The 24,469-nt window shown below is 29.6% G+C and carries 22 protein-coding genes and 2 pseudogenes; 18 read left to right on the forward strand and 6 right to left on the reverse strand.

Annotated elements, in window-relative coordinates; translation table 11 throughout:
- Positions 1 to 62: 62 nt before the first annotated feature.
- Positions 63 to 1,259, forward strand: a complete 1,197-nt coding sequence (gene metK / locus ELQ09_RS02175; RefSeq protein WP_088303561.1) for a methionine adenosyltransferase — start codon at positions 63 to 65, stop codon at positions 1,257 to 1,259.
- A gap of 236 nt (positions 1,260 to 1,495) precedes the next feature.
- Here metK and ELQ09_RS02180 read toward each other — a convergent pair whose 3' ends face one another.
- Positions 1,496 to 2,821, reverse strand: a complete 1,326-nt coding sequence (locus ELQ09_RS02180) for an apolipoprotein N-acyltransferase (RefSeq protein WP_134224616.1) — start codon at positions 2,819 to 2,821, stop codon at positions 1,496 to 1,498.
- On the opposite strand from ELQ09_RS02180, the gene yajC reads away from it, so the two are divergent.
- From yajC to ELQ09_RS02255, 15 genes and pseudogenes are all read left to right on the forward strand, one after another.
- On the forward strand, positions 2,794 to 3,066 hold the full coding sequence (gene yajC / locus ELQ09_RS02185) for a preprotein translocase subunit YajC (protein WP_002786346.1): 273 nt from the start codon (positions 2,794 to 2,796) through the stop codon (positions 3,064 to 3,066). The genes ELQ09_RS02180 and yajC overlap by 28 nt on opposite strands.
- Positions 3,059 to 4,639 (forward strand): protein translocase subunit SecD, encoded by a 1,581-nt coding sequence (secD, locus tag ELQ09_RS02190; RefSeq protein WP_134263741.1) that lies wholly within the window; start codon positions 3,059 to 3,061, stop codon positions 4,637 to 4,639. The genes yajC and secD overlap by 8 nt, the downstream gene beginning before the upstream one ends.
- Complete coding sequence (gene secF / locus ELQ09_RS02195) at positions 4,639 to 5,610, forward strand: protein translocase subunit SecF (protein WP_057042810.1); 972 nt, start codon at positions 4,639 to 4,641, stop codon at positions 5,608 to 5,610. The genes secD and secF overlap by 1 nt, the downstream gene beginning before the upstream one ends.
- A 9-nt stretch (positions 5,611 to 5,619) precedes the next feature.
- On the forward strand, positions 5,620 to 8,049 hold the full coding sequence (gene leuS, locus ELQ09_RS02200) for a leucine--tRNA ligase (RefSeq protein WP_134224617.1): 2,430 nt from the start codon (positions 5,620 to 5,622) through the stop codon (positions 8,047 to 8,049).
- Positions 8,046 to 8,558 (forward strand): LPS assembly lipoprotein LptE, encoded by a 513-nt coding sequence (gene lptE / locus ELQ09_RS02205; RefSeq protein ID WP_002860199.1) that lies wholly within the window; start codon positions 8,046 to 8,048, stop codon positions 8,556 to 8,558. The genes leuS and lptE overlap by 4 nt, the downstream gene beginning before the upstream one ends.
- Positions 8,542 to 9,940, forward strand: a pseudogene (locus tag ELQ09_RS02210) (hypothetical protein). Before lptE ends, ELQ09_RS02210 begins: the two are co-directional and overlap by 17 nt.
- The gene (locus ELQ09_RS02215) at positions 9,930 to 11,090 is read left to right on the forward strand and encodes a folylpolyglutamate synthase/dihydrofolate synthase family protein (protein WP_070317080.1); all 1,161 of its coding nucleotides are present in this window, start codon (positions 9,930 to 9,932) and stop codon (positions 11,088 to 11,090) included. The pseudogene ELQ09_RS02210 and the gene ELQ09_RS02215 overlap by 11 nt, the downstream one beginning before the upstream one ends.
- Positions 11,077 to 11,979, forward strand: coding sequence for a M23 family metallopeptidase (locus ELQ09_RS02220; protein ID WP_002866112.1), 903 nt, complete (start codon positions 11,077 to 11,079; stop codon positions 11,977 to 11,979). The genes ELQ09_RS02215 and ELQ09_RS02220 overlap by 14 nt, the downstream gene beginning before the upstream one ends.
- Positions 11,916 to 12,311 (forward strand): polymer-forming cytoskeletal protein, encoded by a 396-nt coding sequence (locus ELQ09_RS02225; protein WP_002868630.1) that lies wholly within the window; start codon positions 11,916 to 11,918, stop codon positions 12,309 to 12,311. Before ELQ09_RS02220 ends, ELQ09_RS02225 begins: the two co-directional genes overlap by 64 nt.
- On the forward strand, positions 12,311 to 15,247 hold the full coding sequence (locus ELQ09_RS02230) for a DEAD/DEAH box helicase (protein ID WP_057042819.1): 2,937 nt from the start codon (positions 12,311 to 12,313) through the stop codon (positions 15,245 to 15,247). Before ELQ09_RS02225 ends, ELQ09_RS02230 begins: the two co-directional genes overlap by 1 nt.
- A gap of 1 nt (position 15,248) precedes the next feature.
- Positions 15,249 to 16,010, forward strand: a pseudogene (locus tag ELQ09_RS02235) (ATP-binding protein).
- The gene (locus tag ELQ09_RS02240; RefSeq protein ID WP_096702661.1) at positions 16,007 to 16,693 is read left to right on the forward strand and encodes an endonuclease III domain-containing protein; all 687 of its coding nucleotides are present in this window, start codon (positions 16,007 to 16,009) and stop codon (positions 16,691 to 16,693) included. The pseudogene ELQ09_RS02235 and the gene ELQ09_RS02240 overlap by 4 nt, the downstream one beginning before the upstream one ends.
- Positions 16,690 to 17,502 carry a bifunctional hydroxymethylpyrimidine kinase/phosphomethylpyrimidine kinase gene (gene thiD / locus ELQ09_RS02245; RefSeq protein ID WP_002864255.1) on the forward strand — a complete coding sequence of 271 codons (813 nt, stop codon included), beginning with the start codon at positions 16,690 to 16,692 and terminating at the stop codon, positions 17,500 to 17,502. The genes ELQ09_RS02240 and thiD overlap by 4 nt, the downstream gene beginning before the upstream one ends.
- The gene (gene thiE / locus ELQ09_RS02250; protein ID WP_134224622.1) at positions 17,492 to 18,124 is read left to right on the forward strand and encodes a thiamine phosphate synthase; all 633 of its coding nucleotides are present in this window, start codon (positions 17,492 to 17,494) and stop codon (positions 18,122 to 18,124) included. Before thiD ends, thiE begins: the two co-directional genes overlap by 11 nt.
- Entirely contained in the window at positions 18,102 to 18,731 is a 630-nt protein-coding gene (locus ELQ09_RS02255; RefSeq protein ID WP_002866105.1) for a uroporphyrinogen-III synthase, read from the forward strand. Before thiE ends, ELQ09_RS02255 begins: the two co-directional genes overlap by 23 nt.
- On the opposite strand, the gene ELQ09_RS02260 is transcribed toward ELQ09_RS02255, so the two are convergent.
- From ELQ09_RS02260 to fliW, 5 genes are read right to left on the reverse strand one after another with little or no spacing between them, the layout of a single operon-like run.
- Entirely contained in the window at positions 18,728 to 19,180 is a 453-nt protein-coding gene (locus tag ELQ09_RS02260; RefSeq protein WP_032603535.1) for a hypothetical protein, read from the reverse strand. The two genes, ELQ09_RS02255 and ELQ09_RS02260, sit on opposite strands and share 4 nt — an antisense overlap.
- Positions 19,177 to 19,839: a hypothetical protein gene (locus ELQ09_RS02265; protein WP_002866103.1), complete on the reverse strand. Its 663-nt coding sequence runs from the start codon at positions 19,837 to 19,839 to the stop codon at positions 19,177 to 19,179. The genes ELQ09_RS02260 and ELQ09_RS02265 overlap by 4 nt, the downstream gene beginning before the upstream one ends.
- Positions 19,836 to 20,138 (reverse strand): transformation system protein, encoded by a 303-nt coding sequence (locus ELQ09_RS02270; RefSeq protein ID WP_002855822.1) that lies wholly within the window; start codon positions 20,136 to 20,138, stop codon positions 19,836 to 19,838. Before ELQ09_RS02270 ends, ELQ09_RS02265 begins: the two co-directional genes overlap by 4 nt.
- Complete coding sequence (locus tag ELQ09_RS02275; RefSeq protein WP_002932769.1) at positions 20,135 to 20,866, reverse strand: pyrroline-5-carboxylate reductase; 732 nt, start codon at positions 20,864 to 20,866, stop codon at positions 20,135 to 20,137. The genes ELQ09_RS02270 and ELQ09_RS02275 overlap by 4 nt, the downstream gene beginning before the upstream one ends.
- A complete protein-coding gene (gene fliW, locus ELQ09_RS02280; protein WP_002852982.1) occupies positions 20,866 to 21,255 on the reverse strand; it encodes a flagellar assembly protein FliW in 390 nt (129 codons plus the stop codon). The genes ELQ09_RS02275 and fliW overlap by 1 nt, the downstream gene beginning before the upstream one ends.
- 160 nt (positions 21,256 to 21,415) lie before the next feature.
- On the opposite strand from fliW, the gene ELQ09_RS02285 reads away from it, so the two are divergent.
- Positions 21,416 to 22,063, forward strand: coding sequence for an outer membrane protein assembly factor BamD (locus tag ELQ09_RS02285; RefSeq protein WP_002877748.1), 648 nt, complete (start codon positions 21,416 to 21,418; stop codon positions 22,061 to 22,063).
- A gap of 16 nt (positions 22,064 to 22,079) precedes the next feature.
- Positions 22,080 to 24,455 carry an endopeptidase La gene (gene lon / locus ELQ09_RS02290; protein WP_134224623.1) on the forward strand — a complete coding sequence of 792 codons (2,376 nt, stop codon included), beginning with the start codon at positions 22,080 to 22,082 and terminating at the stop codon, positions 24,453 to 24,455.
- The last annotated feature ends 14 nt before the right edge of the window (positions 24,456 to 24,469 follow it).

Genomic DNA, 24,469 nt, shown 5'->3' on the forward strand with positions numbered 1-24,469 from the left:
ATCAAGCTTTGATAAGTTTATTTGGATACAATTGTGGTTCATTTTAAATGAAAGGACTTTTTATGTATCTATTCACTTCAGAAGTCGTAAGTGCAGGTCATCCAGACAAGTGCGCTGATATAATCGCTGATACGATAGTGGATATACTCTTGAAAAATGACAAAAATTCAAGGGTGGCGAGTGAGGTTTTTGTCGCAGGAAATAAGGTTGTGATAGGAGGCGAAGTTAAATCAAATCACAAGCTTAGTAAAGCTGATTACGATAATTTAGTTAAAGATGTTTTAAAAAATATTGGTTATGACGGAGCAGGGCATTTTAGCAAAGAGCAGTGTTTGCATCCTGATGAGGTTGATGTTATGGTGTTTTTAAATGAACAAAGCCCCGATATCAACCAAGGCGTCGATCAAGAAGATGGTGAAACAGGAGCAGGTGATCAAGGCATTATGTTTGGTTTTGCAAGTTGTGAAGCTGAGGAATATATGCCAGCAGCTATTAGTTATGCAAGAATGCTATGTGATAGAGTTTATGCTTATGCAAAAGCAAATCCACATGAACTTGGAGTGGATATTAAAACTCAAGTAACTATTGATTATGGCACTAAGGCAAATTTTGAAAATTGCAAACCGCAAAGTATTCATACTATAGTGGTTTCTGCGCCTTGTGTTGAAAGTATGAAAATAGAAGATTTAAGATCTTTGGTAATGAAACTTATTTTGGATAGTAATTTACCAAAAGAGCTTTTTGATCCGAATAAAACTAGAATTTTAATCAATCCAACTGGTAAATATATCAATCACTCTTCTTTGCATGATAGTGGTTTAACAGGAAGAAAACTTATAGTAGATAGTTTTGGAGGTTATTCTCCAATAGGTGGTGGTGCGCAATCGAGCAAAGATTATACTAAAGTTGATAGAAGTGGGCTTTATGCAGGTAGATGGCTAGCTAAAAACATAGTTGCAGCAGGACTTGCTAAAAAATGTATCGTTCAACTTAGTTATGCTATAGGTGTTGCAAAACCTACTTCGGTAAGCGTGGATTGTATGGGTACAAATACTAGTGTAAATGACGATGTTTTAAGTGGTTTTGTAATGCAAAATTTCTCTTTAACGCCAAATTGGATCCGTGATAAATTTCATCTGGATAAACCAAGTAAAGAAACTTTTCTTTATGCGGATGTAGCAGCTCGTGGGCAAGTAGGACAAAAGGACTATCCTTGGGAAAAACTTGATGCCCTAGAACAGTTTAAAAAGCTACTTTAAAAAATTAACAATATTATACAAGCTTAAATAAGGCTTGTATAATTATAAAGAATTAATGAAGTTATATTAATTTTTGACTTAGAGGGATATTTTTCAATATCCCCCATAAATATAAAAGTTAGGAAGGAAGCTAAATTAATTTAGCTTTGGGGTAAAAACCCCTCTAAGTCAAAATATTATTTGATAGAATTATAATATAAAATAACTTAAATTACTTTAAAATTAAAATTTTAATATTATTTTTTATCATTAAATATTTCTTTGGATAAATTTGTCCAATCTTTACTTAAAAGTTTTTTAGGGAGTATAACTATATTCTCTTTGCCATTTGTAGCATGATAAACACTAACCCCATATTTACTCGCATAAAATTTCATTAAGAGTTGTTGGAGTTTGTATTCGCTGCTATTATTAAACCAAGCATTGTTGCTTAGAGCTATAATAATTTGTGAATTTTGATAGTTTTGTTCTTTGGTAGCTTCATAACAAATTGCATTTGTAATAATTTGATTGTCTAATTTATATTTGCTTTGTATAGGACCTTGGGAAAATTCTTCAATATTTTTAAGAAAATATTTTTTTATTAAGTCTTTAAAAAATGGAATTTCTTCACCAAAGGGAACTAAAAAATGCTTATTTAAAATATAGACATTACCTTTTTTAAAGATATAAGTGCTATTGTAAGTATGTTTTTTTTCAACATGAAATGCTCCCGTAATAATGGTAATTTTATAAGATAATTCTTTAAGTATAAGTTCATATTTGGTATTTTTTAAATCAAAAGCAAAAGCGGTTTCAGGCAAGATTACAAGTTCTTTTTTTTCATTTATAGCTTGAAATATATCTTGAATTAGGATATCAGAATTTGATTTTAAATTTTCTTGTAAAAATTTTTGATCTTGAGAAATATTAGTATTGATGAGTTTGTAGTTTAAATTAAGAGTTTGAGCTTGTTTTTCATTATATTGAAATCCACTAAAGAATAAAATAAGAACAATCGCTATTTTATAATATCTTGATATATAACCCTCATAGATGAAATATGCTATTAAAAATATGCAAATAATGCCACGATAACTTGGGTCAAAAAAACCATAAACTGTAAAAATTCCCCAATTAAGCCAATCAAATCCTAAAGGATGGATAAAACTTATGCAAAAAATTCCACAAAGTCTTAAAAAATCAAATTTTAATAAATAACATAATCTAAAAAGTAGTCCATAAATAAAACCAATGATAATTGGTATAATTGGCACTAAATAGTTTAGATTAAAATAAATTGAAGATAAACCAATCCACCAAAACCAAAGAATCCCTACAAAAAAACCTATCCAAAAATATTGTTTAGAATTTTTACTTTTTAGAAGTAAAACTAACCCCCAAATAGCTAAAAATGGGCTAATAGTTTGTGTAAAAATATTTTCAAAAAATGATAGATAAATAGAATTTGAAAGTAAAATTGCAATAAAAAAGACTTTTATTATTTTAAAAATGATAGAATTAGTGTTTAATTTTTTTGGAATAAAGGAAAAATATGGCAGAAAATTCAATTTTAACTTCATTGTTACCTCTTGTAGTGTTATTTGCAATTTTTTATTTCTTGGTGATCAGACCGCAACAAAAACAAGCAAAAGCACATAAACAAATGCTTGAGTCTTTGCAAAAAGGAGATAAAATCATCACTAATGGCGGACTTATTTGTGAAGTCGTAAAACCAGAGGAGGATTTTATCAAAGTTAAGCTTAATGAAGACAATGTTACTGCAAAAATTTCAAGAGAATTTATAGCAAAGAAAATTGATGCGTAATTCTAAAATCAATTATCGCTTGATTATTTTTATAGCGGTATTTATTTTTGGAGTGGCTTTTTCACTCCCTTCTTTTTTGCAGTCAGAACGTGGTGCGAAGATTAATTTAGGGCTTGATTTGCAAGGCGGGCTTTATATGCTCTTAGGTGTAGATAATGAAGAAGCTGTAAAATCTAAAATAAAATCAATTGCATCTTCATTGAGTTATTCTTTTAATAAAGAAAATATTTTAAATAATGGCTTAAATACCCATGATGATATTTTAGAATTTACTTTGCTTGATAATGCAGATATTGCAAAAGTTGAAAATTTGCTTAAAGAAATAAAAGGAATTAATATACAAAGTGAAAATATGCACTATAAAATTTCTTTTACCTCAGAAGAAGTAAAAAATATAGAAAATTTTGCACTTTTGCAAGCAGTTGAAACCATAAGAAATAGGCTTGATCAATTTGGTTTAGCAGAGCCAACAGTTGCTAAACAAGGTGATGATAAGATTTTGGTTGAACTTGCAGGGATTAAAACCAAAGAAGATGAACTAAGAGCAAAAGAACGCATCACAAAAGCAGCACATTTGCAACTTATGGAAGTTGATGATTCTAAAATGGGTCAAGCTTCTACAATGAGTGATGCTGAGGCTGCGAGTTATGGACTGATTTTAGTGTCTGATTCTAGAAGTCCAAATTTAAAATATACCTTAAAAAGCATACCTATTTTAGATGGATCTATGCTTACTGATGCTAGAGTAGGGATTAGTGATAAGAGTAATTATCCTGTAATTAATTTTACTTTAAATGCCGAGGGTTCTAAAAAATTTGCTGATTATACAGGAGCAAATGTTGGAAAGCGTCTTGCTATTGTACTTGATAATAAAGTGTATTCTGCTCCATCTATCAATGAACGCATAGGTGGAGGTAGTGGGCAAATCAGTGGAGCTTTTACCCAAGAAGAAGCGCGTGATGTGGCGGTAGCTTTAAGAAGTGGAGCTTTGCTTGCGCCTGTAAAATTACTTGAACAAAGAAGTATAGGACCATCTTTAGGTGCTGATAGTATTAAAATGAGTATGATAGCCTTAATCGGTGCATCGGTTTTTATTGTAATATTTATGATGATGTATTACGGTGTGGCAGGAATTTTTGCAAATATTGCAATGTTGGTTAATGTTTTGGTAGTAGTGGCTGTTATGGCTATGTTTGGAGCAACTTTAACTTTACCAGGGATGGCAGGACTTGTTTTAACTGTGGGTATGGCGGTAGATGCAAATGTGATTATCAATGAGCGCATACGAGAACTCTTGCGAGATGGAGTAAATATAAGAGCTAGTATAGAACAAGGTTATAAAAATGCTATGAGTGCGATTATAGATTCAAATATCACTTCTTTAGTTACTTCGGTAGCACTTTATGCCTATGGAACAGGAGCAGTTAAAGGTTTTGCTGTGACTTTGGGAATTGGTATTGTCGTTTCTATGATTACAGCTATTTTAGGAACTCACGGAATGTTTGATTATTTTATGCAACGCATAGAAAAAAGTAATAATACAAGATTTTGGTTTGGTTACAGGAGAAGATAATGCAGTTTTTTAGCGAAAAGAAAATTTATGATTTTATGAGAATGCGTTTTGCTGCTATTTCTCTTTCTTTTATTTTGTTTTTTGGTTCTATTTATTTGCTTTGGGATAGGGGTTTGCAATATGGTATTGATTTTAGCGGAGGAACTTTAGTTCAGCTTAAATATGAAAATGCAGCTCCTATAACACAAATCCGAGAAATTTTAGAAAAACAAGGAACTTTTCAAAATTTATCTGTAACTGAATTTGGAAGCAATGAAGAAGTAACCATACGCTTTTTAGGAAGCAACGATAATGTAAGCAATGATATAGGCGAGCATATAAGCACTCTTTTAAAGGATACGGGAAAATTTGAAGTGCGTCGTGCTGATGTGGTAGGTCCAAAAGTAGGTGATGAACTTAGAAATAAAGGACTTATGGCTATAGCTGTATCTTTGATAGCAATTTTAATTTATATAGCGTTGCGTTTTGAGTGGCGTTTTGCTCTTGCGGCTATAATCAGTGAAATTCATGATGTTGTGATTACTTTAGGGGCAATTTCTTTATTTAAAATTGATGTTAATTTAGATACTTTGGCTGCTGTTTTAACTGTGCTTGGGTACTCTTTGAATGATACAATTATTATTTTTGATAGAATCAGAGAAGGCATTAAAACAAGTAAAAAAACCGAACTTGCACCTATTATCAATGAAAGTGTTTCAGCAACTTTATCAAGAACGGTTTTAACTTCAGGGTTAACTTTAGCAACCGTTGTGATACTTTATTTCTTTGGCGGGGAAATGATACAAGGATTTTCTTTGACTTTAATTATAGGTATTATAGCGGGAACTTTAAGCTCTATTTTTGTTGCAAGTCCGACATTATTATGGTTTAAATTTAGTGTGCTTGAGTTTAGAAATAAAGAAATTGAAAAAGCAAAAAGAAAACAAGATAAAGAACGCAATCGTGCAATGTATGAAAAAGGAACAGTGTAAGGAGAATTTATGGCTTATGAAGCAAGTTTAATAGAAAAAAAATGGCAAAAAATTTGGGATGAAAATGAATATTTTGAGCCAAAAGATGATTTAAATTTGCCTAAAAAATATATTTTATCGATGTTTCCTTATCCTAGCGGACGCATTCACATGGGGCATGTAAGAAATTATACTATAGGTGATGCTTTAGCAAGATATTATCGCAAGATAGGATTTAATGTTTTACATCCTATAGGTTTTGATAGCTTTGGTATGCCTGCTGAAAACGCAGCTATTAAACATAAAATTCATCCTAAGTCATGGACTTATGAAAATATAGCTTATATGAAAAAAGAACTTTTTTCTTTAGGTTTTTCTTTTTCTAAAAAAAGAATGCTTGCTACTTCAGATCCACTTTATACAAAATTTGAGCAAGAATTTTTTATTAAGATGTTTGAAAAAGGTTTGATTTACACTAAAGAAGCAAATGTGAATTGGTGTGAGCAAGATCAAACGGTTTTGGCTAATGAGCAAGTTGAAGACGGAAAATGTTGGCGTTGTGGTCATGAAGTGGTGCAGAAAAAAATGCCAGGTTATTATGTAAAAATCACTGCTTATGCTGAGGAACTTTTAAAAGATTTAGAAGAATTAAAAGATAAATGGCCTAATCAAGTTTTAACTATGCAAGAAAATTGGATTGGTAAAAGCGAAGGTTTGGAATTTTCTTTAAATTTAGACGAAGAAAGCAAGCAAAAAACTAAAGAAAGTTCTTTAGAAGTTTTTACTACAAGAGCAGATACAATTTATGGAGTTTCGTATATCGCTTTAGCTCCAGAACATAAAATTGTTCAAAATTTGCTTTCGCAAAATTTATTAAATCAAGATGTATTAAATAAAATCAAAGCTATTCAAAATCAAAGCCCAAGAGAAAGACAAAGTTCTGAAAAAGAAGGTTATTTTTTAGGAATTTATGCCATTCATCCTTTAAGCGGAGAAAAAATTCCTTTATGGGTGGCTAATTTTGTCTTGGCTGATTATGGTAGTGGAGCGGTTATGGCTGTTCCAGCTCATGATGAAAGAGATTTTGAATTTGCAACAAAATATAATCTTGCCATCAAACAAGTTATTCAAACTCAAGAAAATTTACCTTATACGCAAAAATCAGGAAAATTAATCCATAGTCAAGAATTTGATAATCTTGATTGTAATGAGGGAAGATTAAAAATTATTTCTCAGTTTGAAGCTAAAAATATAGGAAAAAGGGTTGTAAATTTTAAAATTCGTGATTGGGGTGTTTCGCGTCAAAGATATTGGGGTGCGCCTATTCCTATGATTAAATGTCAAAGCTGTGGTATAGTACCTCAAAAACTAGAAAATTTACCTATTACTCTGCCTGAAGATGTGCAAATTACAGGAGAGGGCAATCCACTTGATAAACATCCAACTTGGAAAAATTGTATTTGTCCCAAATGTGGCAAAGAGGCTCAAAAAGAAAGCGATACTTTAGATACTTTTTTTGAAAGTTCTTGGTATTTTGCACGTTTTGCAAGTGATGAGAAAACTTGGCAGGAAAAAGCTTTAGATGAAAAAAGTGTGAAGTATTGGATGAGTGTGGATCAGTATATAGGTGGTATTGAACATGCAATCTTGCATTTACTTTATGCGAGATTTTTCCAAAAAGCTTTAAGAGACTTGGGTTATTTAACGCAAAATGAACCTTTTGATAGACTTTTAACTCAAGGTATGGTGTTAAAAGATGGTGCTAAAATGTCAAAATCAAAAGGCAATGTTGTAGATCCTGATGAGATTATAGAAAAATACGGTGCTGATACCGCAAGACTTTTTATACTTTTTGCTGCGCCTCCGGCTAAAGAGCTTGAATGGAATGATGATGCTGTTGAAGGGGCTTATAGATTTATTTGCAAACTTTATGATAGGGCGCAAAATGTTAAAAAAGGTGAGCTTGTAGAATTAAAACAAGAAAATTTAAACAAAGAAGAAAAATATGCAAGATTAAAGGTATATGAAGCTTTGAAAAAATCTTTTGAAGTTTATCATCAAAGTTTTGCTTTTAATACTTTAATTGCAGCTTGCATGGAAGCTTTAAACGCTTTAGCGCTTTGTAAAAATGAAGCTTTGGAGCAAGAGGCTTTTTATATTATTTTAAATATTTTAGAGCCTATTATTCCTCATGTTTGTTTTGAGCTTAGCGAGGAGCTTTTTAAATGTAAAAATTTCAAAAAATTAGAACTTAAAGAAGAGGTTTTTGTAAAAGATACTTTAAATTTAGCTGTAAGTATTAATGGTAAAAAAAGGGCTGAATTTGAAATTTCAAGTAGTGCGAGCAAAGAAGAAATTTTAGCTTTTGCAAAAGAAAATACTGCTAAATGGCTTGAAGGTAAGAGTATAGTTAAAGAAATTTATGTGGAAGGAAAGCTAGTTAATCTAGTGATTAAATGAAAAAGATTTTAATTTTTTGTATAGGTTTATTTTTAGGTGCTTGTGGATATGTTCCTACATCAAAAATCGCTAATAATATTTTCGATGAGAAAGTTTATGTTAATGTTGAATTAAGTCAACAAGACCCAAAAAATAGTATCTATGTTGCCGATACTTTAAAAGAAATGGTAATTTCAAAATTAGGGCGTAAACTTGCTTTAAAACACGAGGCAGATGATGTAATTAATGTTAAAATGAATAATTTAGAATTTATTCCTTTAGCTTATGATAAAAATGGCTATGTTATTAGTTATAAAGCTAAATTAAATTTAGATTTTAATGTTGTCTTTAAAGATGGTTCAAGTCAGGCTTTTAGTACAAGTGGAAGTTATAATTTTGAAATTTCTCCAAATAGTATTATTAGTGATTCTGCAAGGTATGAGGCTATTCGAGCAGCTTCAAGCGAGGCATTTGATGAGTTTATTTCCGTAATTGCTATTAAAGGGCAAAAACGTGATTCCAAATACTAATGAAATAGCAAAGCAAACTTTAATTGCATTAAAAGAAAGAAAACTAAAACCAACTCCTGAAAATTATACGGAAATTTTTGAAGAATTATCTTTAAAATATGGTATCACAAGCTCAAATAAAGCTAAACTTGACAAATACAAAACCTTGCTTTTACCGATTTATCAACAAGAATTAAATTCTAAAACTATAAGAAGTTTAGAAGAACTAATTAGTTTTTTAATTTCTGTTTTAAATAGACAAAGCGGAAAACAATTTAGTGAATTTTTTGATTTTTTATATACCATATCTAAAACTTTGCAAATAAGTAAGGATAAAAAGATAAGAGATTTGGCTAAGGTGACTTCGATTAGAATTTCTAAAACTATGGATAGTGAAAGTATTTACTTGCTTACTAAAAAATGGAAAGAGCTTGAAAGAAATTACGATGAAAATGACTTAGAAGAACAAGCTCGTAAATATGGCATTAGTAAATATGATGATTATGATAGCGTGATTAAAAAACTCTTAGTTAAACTTGAAGAGCGCAGTTATGAGCACTTTAGTGAATTATTATGCTTGGGTTTAAATCCTTCATTGGTAGAAGATTTAAAAATTCAAGGTTTTATACAAAATTTAACACAAAAGCCTTTTGTAATAGGCGAAGAAAATTTTAAAAATGAACTAATGGAATTTATAAATCATCGTATAATGGTTGATAATATGTATGTCCAAAAAAATTTAAATTTTTTTAATGATAATCTAAAAAAAATCTATGAATTGCTTGTCTTGCTTAATAAATCGAATGAAAAAAATATGGATTTTATCAATACTTTAAAACCAGATGAAAATGGGGAAGTAAAACTTAGTTTTGAGGATTTAAAACTAAAATTTAAAAAACTTGGAGAAAAAATTACATCTTTAAATAATCAAATTGAATTCACGCAAAGCTTGGAGGAGAGAGAGGCTTGGAGTGTTCTTAAAGAGCTTGATAAAATGGATGAAAATTTTAATAAGTATAAAGTTAATTATTCTTTAGCTTTATTTTCTATAGTAAATTACCGTTTCATTATGGAAAAATATGGTATGGGAAGTTTGAATGAAATTTTTGTTCGATTTAAAAAAATTTTAAAAGATTCTTGTAGCGAATTTGATGAGCTGTGGATGATAGATGAAAAGAGTTATTTGATTGTTTCACCGGGAAAAAGTAAAGAAGAAATCATTCAACTTGTAAATACAAATCTTAAAACTATAGAAAATTTTAGATTTATTTATAAGCAAGATATCATAACACCTAAAATTCATGTGGCTTATCTTGATAAACAAAGTAAGCCAAATATTAATATTTTGGATGAGTTGATACAGCAGATTTCAACAGTTGATGAATAAATATAATGAAAGTTGAGAATTTTTTAGCTCAAAAAAGTATAAATTACGATAAAATTGATCGTTTTTTGATGTTTAGAATGTATGAAAAATATAAGAAATATTTTAAAAATATTCCTATAATTCAACTTGTAGGCACAAATGGTAAAGGTAGTACGGGTAGATATTTAACCCAACTTTTAGAAAATTTAAATTATAAAATAGGGCATTATACTAGCCCCCACATTTTCAGTTTTAATGAAAGATTTTATCTTGATGGTAAGATTGCAAATGATGAAGAATTAGAACAAGCTCATATAAGACTTGAAGAAATTTTTAAACAAGACTTGCAAAAATTAAGTTATTTCGAATATGCTACTTTTTTAGCTATGATTTTATTTCAAAAATGCGATTTCATTGTTTTAGAAGCAGGAGTGGGTGGAGAATATGATGCTACTTCTGTTTTTGAAAGAAGAATGAATATTTTTACAAGAATTGGATTTGACCATATTCAAATTTTGGGCAATTCTTTAGAAGATATTGCAAGAACCAAGCTTAAAGTTATGGCTCCTATAGCACTTATAAGTGATGAGCAAGAGCAAAATGTTTTAAATTTAGCAAAAAAAATTGCTTTTTTAAAAAAAGCTAATTTGCAAGTTTCTTCCTTAAATCCTTTTTTGAAAGAAAAATTTGAGATTTATTGTAAAAAGTTTGTTTTACCTTGTTTTTTAAAGCATAATTTAAAGCTTGCATTAAAGGCTTGTGAAATTTTAACTTCGCAAGAAAAAACCTTAGAAGCTTTAAAAAAGTTACAAGAGTTAAATTTACAAGGAAGATGCCAAGAAATTTCTCCAAATTTTTTTGTTGATGTGGGTCATAATCCCATGGCTGCTAAGGCTATGCTTGATAAATTTCAAGGAGAAAAAATAAATCTTATTTATAATGCTTATTTGGATAAGGATATTTTTCAAATTTTAAATACATTAAAGCCTATTATTGATACAATACAAATATATAAATATAAAAGTGCAGAACGAAAGCTGGCCGATGATGAAATTTATAGTATTGCATCAAAGCTAGGCATACAATGCAAAGAATTTGTAAAATTAGAAGAGAATAAAAAAAATCTAGTTTTTGGTTCTTTTATGCTGGTAGAAAATTTTTTAAAGGAGTGGTGTGGTAAAAAATAAATTCACTATTACCATTACAGATATTAACGGTTCAAGACATTTTTATTTAAATCAAATAATCAAAAAAATAGTTTTTTATACTATTGCTTTTATTGTTTTATTTTTAGTTTTTAGTGGTTTTTATATCAAATATCTCGATAGCAAACTTAGCGATATCAGTGAAAAGCGTGAGGAGCTTTTGAAAAAAAGCAAAGAATTGGAATTATCTAATTCGCAAATGCAAAAAAGCATAGAAGAAAAAACTCAGCAGTATGCAGCTATAGAAGATAAAATAGCTTCTTTTGAAGAGGCTTTGGGCTTAGAAGCAGAAAATAATCTTACAATTAGTGCAAGACTTGATAATCTTCAGCTTACCAATGAGCAGCAACTTGGAATTTTGGGACAAATTCCTAATGGATGGCCTATTGAAAATAAAGGTATTACAGGAAATTTTGGCTGGAGAGAGCATCCGCTTTTAAAAAGAAGGGAATTTCATCCTGGTATTGATTTAAGAGCGGAAATTGGTACTCCTATTTATGCACCAGCAAGTGGAGTAGTGGAATTTTCAGGTTATAGTGATAACGGCTATGGTTATAATGTAATTTTATTGCATAATTTTGGTTTTAAAACAGTATTTGCTCATATGATGCGCAAAGAAGTAGTCAAAGCAGGTCAATTTGTTAGCAAGGGGCAGTTGATAGGTTATAGTGGCAATACAGGTCTTTCTACGGGGCCGCATTTGCACTATGAGGTAAGGTTTATTAATAAAACTTTAGAACCTTTGTATTTTTTAAATTTGCAAAGAAAAAATATGAATGATTTTTTTAATCAAGAAAGGAGAGTTCCATGGCAATCTTTAATAAAGGCGGTATCAGCCCAACATCCAGCTCTAGCTCAGAAACAACAGTAATTTCTTCAGGTGCGAGAATTGAGGGTAAATTTTATTTTGCTTCTATGCTTCATGTTGATGGAGAGTTAAGTGGTATTATTCATTCTGAAAGCATTGTGGTTATCGGAAAAAATGGAAATTTAAAAGGTGAATTACAAGCAGATAAAATTGTAGTAAATGGGTATTTTGAAGGGCAACTTGAGGCCAATAGTTTAGAAATTTTAGCAGGCGGAGTTGTTAATGGCGATATTTCAACGCAAAAAATTTCTATAGAAAATGGCGGTCGTTTTAATGGAACTAGTAAAATTAAAGAAGATACTATCAAACTTATTGAAAATAATAACGAAGAATAATGCAAGCTTCATTTTATGAATACCTACAAAATCCAAAAATTTGTGAACTTTTGCTTTGTAAAGATGAAAAACAAGCAGATTTACTTGCTCAAGTTTCACGATTTAAGGGTTTAAAAACCTTTGTTTTACCTGATTTTAGAGCGCAGTTTGGAGATGATTTAAGGGCTTTTTCTAAAGAACTTTTTGATCTTTGCAAGATTTTAAATGCTTATCATAAAGAAGAAGAAAAAAAAATCCTTATTTCTCCTTTAAATACTGTTTTAAAAAAACTTCCTTCAAAAAAACATTTACAAAATTATCATATCGATAAAAAACAAAATTTTGATTTGAAATGTTTTGAAGATGAAATTTCAAGATTGGGATACGAATTTGTAGATATAGTTCAGGATAAAGGTGAAATTTCAATTCGTGCGGATATTATTGATATTTTTTGTATCAATGAAGAAAATCCTATTAGAATTTTGCTTTTTGGCGAAGAGATTGAAAGTATAAGATATTTTGATTTGCAAAGTCAAAAGTCTATTCCTAACGAACTAGAACATTTTGAAATTTGTCCTTTTTTAAAATATTTTGACAAAGAAAATTATGAAATTTTTAAGGACAAATTAGAAGATTTTCAAAGTGATACTTTAATACATGATATCAATTCTTTAGGGTTTTGGTGTATTGATGATTTTTTTGATTATTTAGAACTTGATTTTTTAGCTTGTGAAAAGTTTGATATTAACGAATATGAAAAAGATATAAGTTTTGTGAATGCAAAAATTTTACCTCAAGCTAAAAAATTTAAAGAATTGCAAAGTTCTTACAATAAAGATTTTTTTGAATTTCATAAAAATAAAAAAATCACACTTTTAGCTAAAAACGAAGCTTTATTTAAAGCTTTAGAGCTTGAAGATACTCAAAATATCTATTTTGTAAAAAGTGATTTAAGGCTTAATCTTATTAGTCCTGAAGAGCTAATCATTTCTTTAAATCAAAAAGAAAAACAAAAAACAAGAAAAAAAGCTAGTTTGATTATAGATGAGCTTAAAAATGGGGATTATATAGTACACGAAGATTACGGAGTGGGTAAATTTTTAGGTCTTGAGATGATAGTGATAAGCGGAGCAAAAAAAGAGTTTGTTGCTATAGAGTATCAAAATTCTGATAAGCTTTTATTACCAGTGGAAAATCTTTATTTGATTGATAAATATTTGGGCGTGAGTGGATCTATTCCAAGTTTAGACAAACTAGGTAAAACAAGCTTTATTAAACTTAAAGAAAAATTAAAAACTAAACTTTTAGCCATAGCTTCTGAAATTGTTATTATGGCAGCTAAAAGATCTTTAGTGCAAGCAAAAAAAATCACAGTGGATTTAAGTAGACAAGCTGATTTTATAGCTAGTGCGGGTTTTGTTTATACAAGTGATCAAGATAAAGCCTGCCATGAAATTTTGCAAGATTTTCAAAGTGGAAAAGTCATGGATAGGCTTTTAAGCGGTGATGTGGGTTTTGGAAAAACAGAAGTTGCTATGAATGCTATTTATCCAGTAGTTAAAAGCGGATTTTGCGCATTTTTATTTGCACCTACAACTTTGCTTTCTCATCAGCATTATAAAACCTTAAAAAAGCGTTTTGATCCTTTTGATATAGAGGTTTTTAAACTTGATCGCTTTACAAGTAGTGCAGAAAAAAAACAGGTTTTGCAAAATTTAAAAGAAAATAAAGCTTGTGTAGTTGTAGGAACTCATGCACTTTTAAGTGTAGAATGTGAAAATTTAGCTCTTGTTATTATTGATGAAGAGCATAAATTTGGAGTGAAACAAAAAGAAAAGCTTAAGGAAATCACTCAAAATTCACATATTTTATCCATGTCAGCAACCCCTATACCAAGAAGCTTAAATCAAGCTTTAAGTTCTATAAAATCTTATAGTGTTTTACAAACTCCACCAGAAGATAGAATAGATGTAAGAACTTTTGTTAAAGAAAATGATGACGCACTTTTAAAAGAAGTTATAGCAAGAGAGTTAAGACGCAGTGGGCAAATTTTTTATATTCATAATCATATTGCAAGTATAGAGCAGTGTAAAAAGCATTTATTAGAACTTTTTTCTACTTTGCGTATTTTGATTTTACATTCTAAAATTGATGCTAAGGTGCAAGAAGAAGAAATGTTGAAATTTGAAAACAAAGAATATGATTTGCTTTTAAGTACCTCTATCGTAGAAAGTGGTATTGATTTACCTAATGCAAATACTATTATAGTAGAAAAAAGCGATCGTTTTGGTATGGCTGATTTGCACCAATTGCGTGGGCGCGTGGGAAGAAGTGACAAGCAAGGCTATTGTTATTTTTTAATCGAAGATAAAAATATTATCACAAAAGATGCTTTAAAGCGCCTTGTTTCCTTAGAAAGTAATTCTTTTTTAGGTGCAGGATCTGTTTTGGCTTATCATGATCTTGAAATTCGTGGCGGTGGAAATTTATTAGGCGTGGATCAAAGCGGACATATCGAGCAAATTGGATATAGTCTATATCTTAAAATGTTAGAAGATGAACTTAATGCTTTAAGTAAAAATGAAGTGGATCAAAAAGAAAATAAACTTGATTTAAAACTCAATGTTAATGCCTTTTTAAACAGCGAACTTATCAGCGAAGATCGCTTAAGATTAGAACTTTATAGAAGGCTTAGTAAGTGTGAGCAAGTTCATGAGGTTTATGAGATTGAAGGTGAAATTGAAGATCGTTTTGGAAAACTTGATGTTTATACTAAGCAATTTTTATCTTTGATTATTATTAAAATTTTAGCTTTAAATAAATTTAAAAGTATTAGCAACTATGAGCAAAATATTCAATTTACTGCTTTAAATGATGAAAAAGAATTTATCAAGGCAAAAAGTAAAGACGATGATGATATTTTAGAGGCAATTTTAATGCATTTAAGAAAGGCTTAAAATGGATTGGAATAAAATTTATGCAGCAATTTATAGAGCAAGAAAAGACTATTTAAAGCCTATTTTTGAAATCGATCCTATCACTTTAAAAGATTTAGTAGGTATGGAAAGTCAAAAAAAAGCACTTTATGACAATACTTTAAATTTCATTCAAAATAAAGGGGCAAATCACGCACTTTTATGAGGAACTAAGGGCACTGGAAAATCAAGTTTGATTAAGGCTATATTTAATGAATTTAAAGAACAGGGCTTAAGACTTGTCGAATTAAATAAAGAAGATTTATTTGCCTTAGCAGATATCATCGATGAAATCAGATTAGAAAATTTTAAATTCATACTTTTTTGTGATGATTTTTCTTTTGAGAAGGGAGATGATAGTTATAAATTTTTAAAACCTTTGCTCGAAGGAAGCATAGAAAAAGCCCCAAATAATGTAATTATTTATGCGAGTTCAAATCGTAGGCATTTATTAAGTGAAAGCATTGCTGATAATCTTGATACGCAAATCACACATACAGAACTTCATTTAAGCGATGCTGCCGAAGAAAGATTAAGCTTGAGTGATAGATTTGGTTTGTGGTTAAGTTTTTATCAAGGAAATTTAGAAGAGTATTTAAAGATGATAGATTTTTATTTTAAAGATTATTCTTGCGATAAAGAGCTTTTACACGCTAAAGCTAAAGAATTTGCCACCTTAAGAGCAAGTAGAAGTGGTCGTACTGCAAAGCAATTTTATTTGGCTTTTAAGGAGAATTTTAAATGACTGGAGCGCAAATTTTTATCAAGCTTTTAAATTTAGATTTAAATTATCATGATTTTGATTGGCTTGAAAATCAAGGATTGAGTGAATTTGAGCTTTTAATTTCTGTCATTTTAACTCAAAATACAAATTGGAAAAATGTCTTAAAAGCTTTAGAAAATTTAAAAAAAGAAAATATTGCAAGCTTAGAACAAATCAATACTTTATCCAATTTAGAACTTGCAACTTTAATCAAGCCTAGCGGATTTTATAATACCAAAGCCAAGCGTTTAAAAGGCTTAGTAGAAAGTATCATAAACACTTATGAAAATTTAGAAAATTTTAAAACAAATGTAAGCAGAGAATGGCTTTTAAATATCAAAGGTTTGGGTTTTGAAAGTGTTGATGGGATATTAAATTATCTTTGCAAAAGAGAGATTTTGGTTGTAGATAGTTATAGTTTGCGTTTGGCTTTTCACTTAGGCTATGAGTTTGAAAATTATGAAGAATTAAGAGAATTTTTTCAAAGTGGTATAGAGAGTGAGCAAGAAAATTTGTGTAAAATTTTAGGGAGAAAATGTGAACTTTACGAACTTTATCAAATTTTTCATGCTTTGATTGTAGCTTTTGCAAAACAGAGTTTTAAAGGACAAAAATTAAGCCCTAAGGGTGAAGAATGGATCAAAATTTTAAAGGAAGAATTATGAAAGCAAAAGGAAGCGAACTTATACCTGTTTTAACTATAGCAGGAAGTGATTGTAGTGGTGGAGCAGGGATACAAGCCGATCTTAAAACCTTTAGTGCGCACAATCTTTTTGGTATGAGTGTGGTTTTAAGTGTGGTAGCTGAAAATACCGCAAGGGTGATTTCTGTACACGATATACCTACTCAAAGCGTAGATGAACAAATGCTTGCCGTGTTTGAAGATATAGTGCCAAAGGCAACTAAAATCGGAATGATAGGTTCTTGTGAATTAATGAGCTGTGTAGCTAAAAATTTAAGCGAGTTTAAACCTCAAAATATAGTGATTGATCCTGTAATGTTTGCTAAAAATGGTTATGCTTTAATGCCGCAAGAAAATTGTGATTTTTTCAAACAAACCATAGTAAAATTTGCAGACATTCTTACGCCTAATATTCCTGAAGCAGAGTTTTTATGCGGTTTTAAGATCGCTAATGAAGAGCAGATGATAAAGGCAGCTAAACATTTATGCAGCTTGGGGGCTAAGGCAGTTTTACTTAAAGGCGGACATAGTGAAGAAAATGCCAATGATGTGCTTTATGATGGAAAAGAAATTTATATTTTAAAAGGCGAACGCATAGAAACTAAAAATACTCACGGTACAGGTTGTACGCTTTCTTCGGCTATTGCTAGTAATTTAGCTAAAGGCAAGGATTTATTTTATGCTGTTAGTGAGGCTAAAGAATATGTAAGAAATGCGATTTATTATTCACTCAATCTTGGAAAAGGTTGTGGTCCTACAAATCATTTTTTCAAGTTTTTAGATGAAAAATAAATTAGATCTTAGCCTTTATTTAGTTGCTTCTCAGGGAAATAAAAGCGAGGAGTGTTTTTTAAATACTTTAGAAAATGCTATAAAAGGTGGAGTAAGTATCATACAACTTCGTGAAAAAGAGCTTAATGCAAGAGAATTTTATAAACTAGGTTTAAAGGTGCAAAAACTTTGCAAGGCCTATAAAATACCTTTTTTGATTAACGATAGAGTGGACATAGCTTTAGCCTTAGATGCTGATGGGGTGCATTTAGGGCAGGAAGATTTAGAAGTAAAACTAGCTAGAAAGCTTTTAGGAGATGAAAAAATCATAGGCTTAAGCCTTAAAAAACTAGAACAACTTGAGTTCATACAAGGAGTAAATTATCTAGGTTGTGGAGCCATTAAGGCAACGCCTACTAAAGAAAGTTCGCTTTTAAGCCTTGAGTTTTTAAGCCAAATTTGTGATAAAAGCCCTATAGGGGTTGTAGCCATAGGAGGGATTGATAAAGAAGTGCTTGATGAGTTAAAGGGTATAAATTTAAGCGGTGTGGCTGTGGTTAGGGCGATCATGGATGCTAAAGATGCTTTTTTGGCAGCTAAAGAGCTAAAGCGTAAAATCTATGAAAATTTACCTCTTAAATGAAACTCCTTTTGAAGGGGTGGAAAATCTTATTTTAAATGAGATTATTTTTTACGATTTTAGTGTGGATTTAAGTTTATATGATGCTTTAATCTGCACCTCAAAAAATGCTTTAAAAGCCTTACAAAATGCAAAAATCACTTTAAATTTTAAACTCAATTTATACGCTGTAGGACAAAGTACAGCTCAATACGCTAAAAATTTAGGTTTTAAAAAGATTAAAATTCCATCAAAGGCTTATGGAAAAGATCTTTTTCTTGAATTTAAAGAGGAATTAAAAACGCAAAAATGTTTATATTTAAGGGCTAAAAATATTGTTTCAACTTTAAATTTGGATCTTAAAAATGCAGGTGTGGATTTAGATGAAATGATTGTTTATGAAAATGTTTTTAAAAAAGGTGACAAAAAACTTACTCATCCTGCTATTTTTATATTTACCTCTCCTTTAAGTGTAGAAAATTTTTTAAAATTTTATAGCTTAAAAGAAGAAGATAAGGTTGTAGTTATAGGGCAAAGCACAGCAAAGAAGCTTTTAAATTTTAAAAATCTTTATATATGCGAAAATCAAAGTCTTTTAGAGTGTGTTAAGCTTGCTAAGACTTTGGTTTAATTTTTTAAATTCCAAAAATTTTCTTTGGGATAAATGATAATGCTTTTTGTGAGTAAAATTTCATCATTGACATTTTTATCACGATTTAAAGTAATGCTAATGTGGGCTATAATAACACCATCTTTGCTTAAATTTGCATCGGGATTGAAGTTGGAAAATTTAAAATTAACACATTGTACAATAGGATAAAAGTATTTTATTTTAATCAAAGCTTTTGCGTAATTAAAATATATATTATCTAAACATTCTTTATTTTCTTGCTTTGCTTGATATAAAAAATATTTAGAAAATTGTGTTGCATTGTGACTTAAAATTTGAGCTTGAAGGTAGTAATAACTATCTTGGATTATTTTTGGAGTGTAGCTAGATATGTTTAAGGTCAAGCTCATCCATAGACTTATTAGTAGTATTAAAAAAATTGTCCAAATTAAAACATAAGCTTTTTTCATAGTAAAATTCTTTTTTCAAGGCAATATTTTGTTTGTCTTTTTAGGCAAATTTTTAATTTATTGTTTTGCAGGTTAAATGAGCTTATGTTTTTAGAAATTAATCCTTGTTGGTTTAATTGTTCATTAAATTTTGGCTTTATTTCATATATAAGTTCTTCATTTTGCAATTTGATAACTAATTGAGCTTGCAAAGGAATAAAACTACCTGTAAAATTTGTAGATATACCATTTTCTAAGATGGATATTTTTTCAATCTTATTAATTTTATAAGCATAGCTAATATGCTCATTGTCATTATATAAATCTTTTCTATTTTGGAGTTGTGTTTTAAAATCAGAATGAGGTGAATAAAGTGTATGATTATTTTCTAAAATAAGAGCAGAATTAATAAGATAAAGTTTATTATCTTTTAGGCTAATTAACTCATCTTTTAAAAGACATTTTAATGTATTTTGTGAAAATGTAATATTAATACAATTTTGTATTAATTTTTCTATTTTAAGCAAGTTTAAATGTGCTTGAGTGATAAGATTGTTTGTATGTAAAGCAGTGAAATTTAAATGATAAAAATCCATTAAAGGTTTTGAAAGTAAGCTAGTTATAAAAGTAAAAAGTATTAGTGATATTATAAGTTCAAAAAGTGTAAAAGCTTTGCTCATTCTTTAAAATAAACGCTATAATTTTGATCTTGAAAGTATAATTTTTGAAATTGAAATATACCATCATTAACAAACTGTTCTTGTAAAACTATAGGTTTTAAGGCTGAAGTTTGAAGTATGATGGTTTTAAAAATGGGCTTTTCATATAATTCTTCTTGAAGTTTATAGAGTCTTTCAAAAATATTTAAATTTTCATAGTTTTTGTAAAGTTGAGTATAGTAATAAAAAATGCCAATGAAAATTAAAGATATGATCGTTATAGCACTAATACTTTCTATAAGTATGAAAGCCTTTTTCATTTAGCACTGCTAGCATTTATGGCTTCAAAAAAACTTCCGCGAATTCCTTTTTGTTCGAGTATTTTTATGCCTTTTATTGTAACTCCGCCAGGGGAGCAAATATTTTCTTTGATAATAGCTGGATGTTCATGTTCTAGTAAAGCACTAGAGCTTTTAAATAAAGAGCGCGTAAGATTGAGACTAAGTTCTTTTGACAAACCTTCATAAACTCCAGCATTAGCAATACTTTCTGCTATAAGTGCTAAAAAAGCAGGAGCGCAGCCGCTAATCGCCATAGCTGCATTCATTTGTATTTCATTATCTAATTTATAAGCTGAACCAAAAGTTTTTAAAATGTCTAAAATTTCATTTTCAAAATGAGAGTTTTTAAGTATATATGGTGTAGTTGAAGCCTTATATTTAGCTGCTGTATTAGGCATTATTCTAACATAATTTTGAGCTTTGATGGTTTGTAGTTTTTCAAAATCAACATTGGCTAAAACAGAGATTAAGATGCGTGCTCGTCCTTTTAGTATTTGGGCAATATTTTCTAAAGCATAAGGTTTGAAAGCCAAAATAACATCTTTACCTTCTATGTTAAAATCTTTGTAAAGTAAGGTTTTAAAGCCTTCTTTGGTGAGGGCTTGAAGTTTTTCTATACTTCTTCCTACTATACAAATTTCATAATCATCTTTTAATCCATAGGCTAAGGCTGTTGCCATAGCTCCATTTGCAAGTATATAGAGCATTATTTTTTAATATAATTAGCAATTTGATCAGCTTGAAAAAAGTCCGGATAATTAACTGTATCTAGTATCACTTGTACCATAGTATTATTATCAAGATTAATGACTACTGGAGCTAGAAAATTCACTGTCGATTCTTCAATGCTTTTTGCTATGGCTACTATATTAAAAATTTTCATATTAGATTCAGGTGTTAAAGAAAGAAGCTCTTGATAATAAGTTGGTATATCAAATTCATAATCAGGTCTAATCAAATAAGGATTAATTAAAACAAAAGAAAAGTCTTTACCATCAAGACTTTTAAGTCTTACAAATACTTCATCGATAGTTGAAAATTCCATATTTTTGGTTTCTTCAAAACCTAAGATAGGGCATTTAACAGCTAGGGTCATGTTTTCTCCTCAAGTTATAATGTTTAATATTTTAACATAAAATAAGCAATAATCATTCCAAAATTTTAAATTATTTAATTAATTTTATTATAATTTTAGAAGAACATAATTATAAAATCGTTAAAATATAGATTTTTGAGAATATAAATCAAGGTGAAGTATGAAAAAAGGTATTTTTTTATTGGTTTTTTTAAGTGTTTTTTTTAATGCGTGTAGTACGAAAAATGATGAAGGTTTATACAATCTTAGTGCTAGTGAGTGGTATAAGCAAATTATTAAAGATTTACAGGACAAGGATTTGGAAAAAGCCGATGATCATTATAATGGTATGGCAAGTGAGCACGTTGCCGATCCTTTATTGGAAACTACTTTAATTATTTTAGCACAAGCTCATATGGATGAAGAGGAATATAAGTTAGCTGAATTTTATTTAGATGAATATAATAAAAAATTTGGAAATTCACGCAATGCTGATTATATTCGTTATCTTAAAATTAAAGCAAAATTTGATGCATTTGCAGTGCCAAATCGTAATCAGGCTTTAATGCTTGAAAGCCAAAAAGAAATAGATACTTTTTTGAAAGATTATCCTTATACAGAATATGAACCTTTGGTTCAAACAATGCTTACAAAATTTAATTTAGCGGTTTTTTATCTTAATAGTACTATAGAAAATCTATACCAGCGCATAGGGCATGATGAAAGTGCGCAAATTTATAAACAAAGACTTCAAGAAAGTGAATTTTATCAGCAAAGTATTATCAAACCTGAGCTTCCTTGGTATAGAAGTATATTTGAAAGATTTTAATAAACAAGGAAAATAAATGCAGATTGAAGAGATACAAAATTATCCAGCAAATTTACCAGTATTGGTTGAAGATGAATTATTTTTATATCCTTTTATGATAACTCCTATTTTTATTAACGATTCATCCAATATGAAAGCTTTAGATCTTGCGATTAAAAATGATAGCATGCTTTTTGTTGCGCCTTCAAGGTTGGAAAATGGAAGAAATTTTGATGAAATTTATAATTGTGGAGTGATTGGGGCTATCATGCGAAAAGTTCCTTTACCTGATGGAAGGGTGAAAATACTTTTTCAAGGATATGCTAAGGGTAAAATTATAGAGCAAATTTCTAATAAACCTTTAGAAGCCAAGATAGAACTTATAAAAGAAGACTTTTTAGAAGGAACTAAAAAAGAAGCGCTTCTTGAAGTTTTAAAAGAGAAGGTAAAAAATTTGGCAAATATTAGTCATTATTTTTCTCCGGATCTTTTAAGAACAATTGAAGAAGGTTTTGATGCGTCTAGGATTTGTGATTTGATTTTAAATACTGTGCGTATTAAAAAACAAGTTGCTTATGAGTTTTTTGTTTTAACAGATCTTGAGCAAAAATTAGTAAAATTAATAGATTTAATTGCCCAAGAAATAGAAGCCAATAAAATTCAAAAAGAAATTAAAAATAAAGTACATTCTCGTATTGATAAGGTAAATAAAGAATATTTTTTAAAAGAACAATTAAGACAAATTCAAAAAGAGCTTGGTTCTGACACACAAAAAGAAGATGAGGTTAGAGAGTATCAAAAGCGTCTGGAGTTAAAGAAGAAATTTATGCACGAAGACGCTTATAAAGAAATCAAAAAACAAATTGAAAAATTCGAACGCATTCATCAAGATAATTCCGAAGCATCGATGATTCAAACTTACATAGAAACAGCATTAGATATTCCTTTTGAAAAAATTTCTAAGAAAAAACTTGATATTAAAGAAGTTTCAAAACAGCTCAACCATGATCATTATGCATTAAATAAACCAAAAGAACGCATAGAAGAATATTTTGCAGTTAGGGAACTTTTAGAAAAAAGAAAAATAGCAGAAAAAGATGGTGCTAAAGTTATACTTTGTCTTTATGGACCTCCTGGCGTGGGTAAAACTTCACTGGCAAATTCTGTTTCAAAAGCTTTAAAAAGAGAGCTTATTCGCATAGCCTTAGGCGGACTTGAAGATGTTAATGAGCTACGTGGTCATCGTAGAACTTATATAGGCGCTATGCCTGGACGTATTACCCAAGGACTCATAGAGGCAAAACAAATTAATCCTGTAATTGTATTGGATGAAATTGATAAATTAAATCGCAGTTTTAGAGGCGATCCAAGTGCGGTGCTTTTAGAAATTTTAGATCCAGAGCAAAATTCTAAATTTAGGGATTATTATTTAAATTTTAATATTGATTTAAGTAAAGTCATTTTTATAGCAACGGCAAATGATATTAGCAATATTCCTGCACCTTTAAGAGATAGAATGGAATTTATAGAACTTAGCTCTTATACTCCAAGTGAAAAATTTCATATAATGAAAAAATATTTAATTCCAGATGAGCTTAAAAAACATGGCTTAAAATCCAATGAATTATCTATTGATGATGAAACTATAGAGTTAATCATTAGTGATTATACTCGTGAATCAGGAGTTAGAAATTTGCGTCGCAAAGTGGCAGAGTTGTGTCGTAAGAGTGCTAAAAAACTACTTTTAGAAAATATTAAAAAAGTCATTATTAATACAAAAAATTTGAATGAATTTTTAGATAAAAAAATTTTTGAAATAGAAAAAAATAATGGAGAAAATCAAGTAGGTCAGGTTAATGGTTTGGCTTGGACAAGTGTAGGTGGAGATGTTTTAAAAGTAGAGGCTGTAAAAATTAAAGGTAAAGGAGAATTAACGCTCACGGGAAGTTTGGGTGATGTAATGAAAGAATCAGCTAGAATTGCTTTTAGCATGATAAAAGTTTTAATCGATGAAGGAAAAATAAAAATACCTAAAAAAATAATTATCGATCCTAAAGTTAATGTTTATGATAGTTATAATATTCATATCCATGTGCCAGATGGAGCTACTCCAAAAGATGGCCCAAGTGCAGGCATTACGATAAGCACAGCTATTGCTTCTATTTTTAGTGATAAAAAGGTTAAAGCAGATGTTGCAATGACAGGTGAAATAGATTTAAAAGGAAAAGTTTTACCAATAGGTGGATTAAAAGAAAAATTAATTGCAGCTTATAAAGCAGATATAAAAACAGCTTTAATCCCAAGAAAAAATTACGAAAGGGATTTAAAAGATATTCCTAGTGAGGTTAGAGACAATATGGAAATCATTGCTGTTGATACTTTTAGTGATGTCTTAGAATATACTTTGGTTTAATTTTATTTTGAGAA

Source organism: Campylobacter sp. CH186 (assembly GCF_004378925.1).
GTDB lineage: Bacteria > Campylobacterota > Campylobacteria > Campylobacterales > Campylobacteraceae > Campylobacter_D > Campylobacter_D jejuni.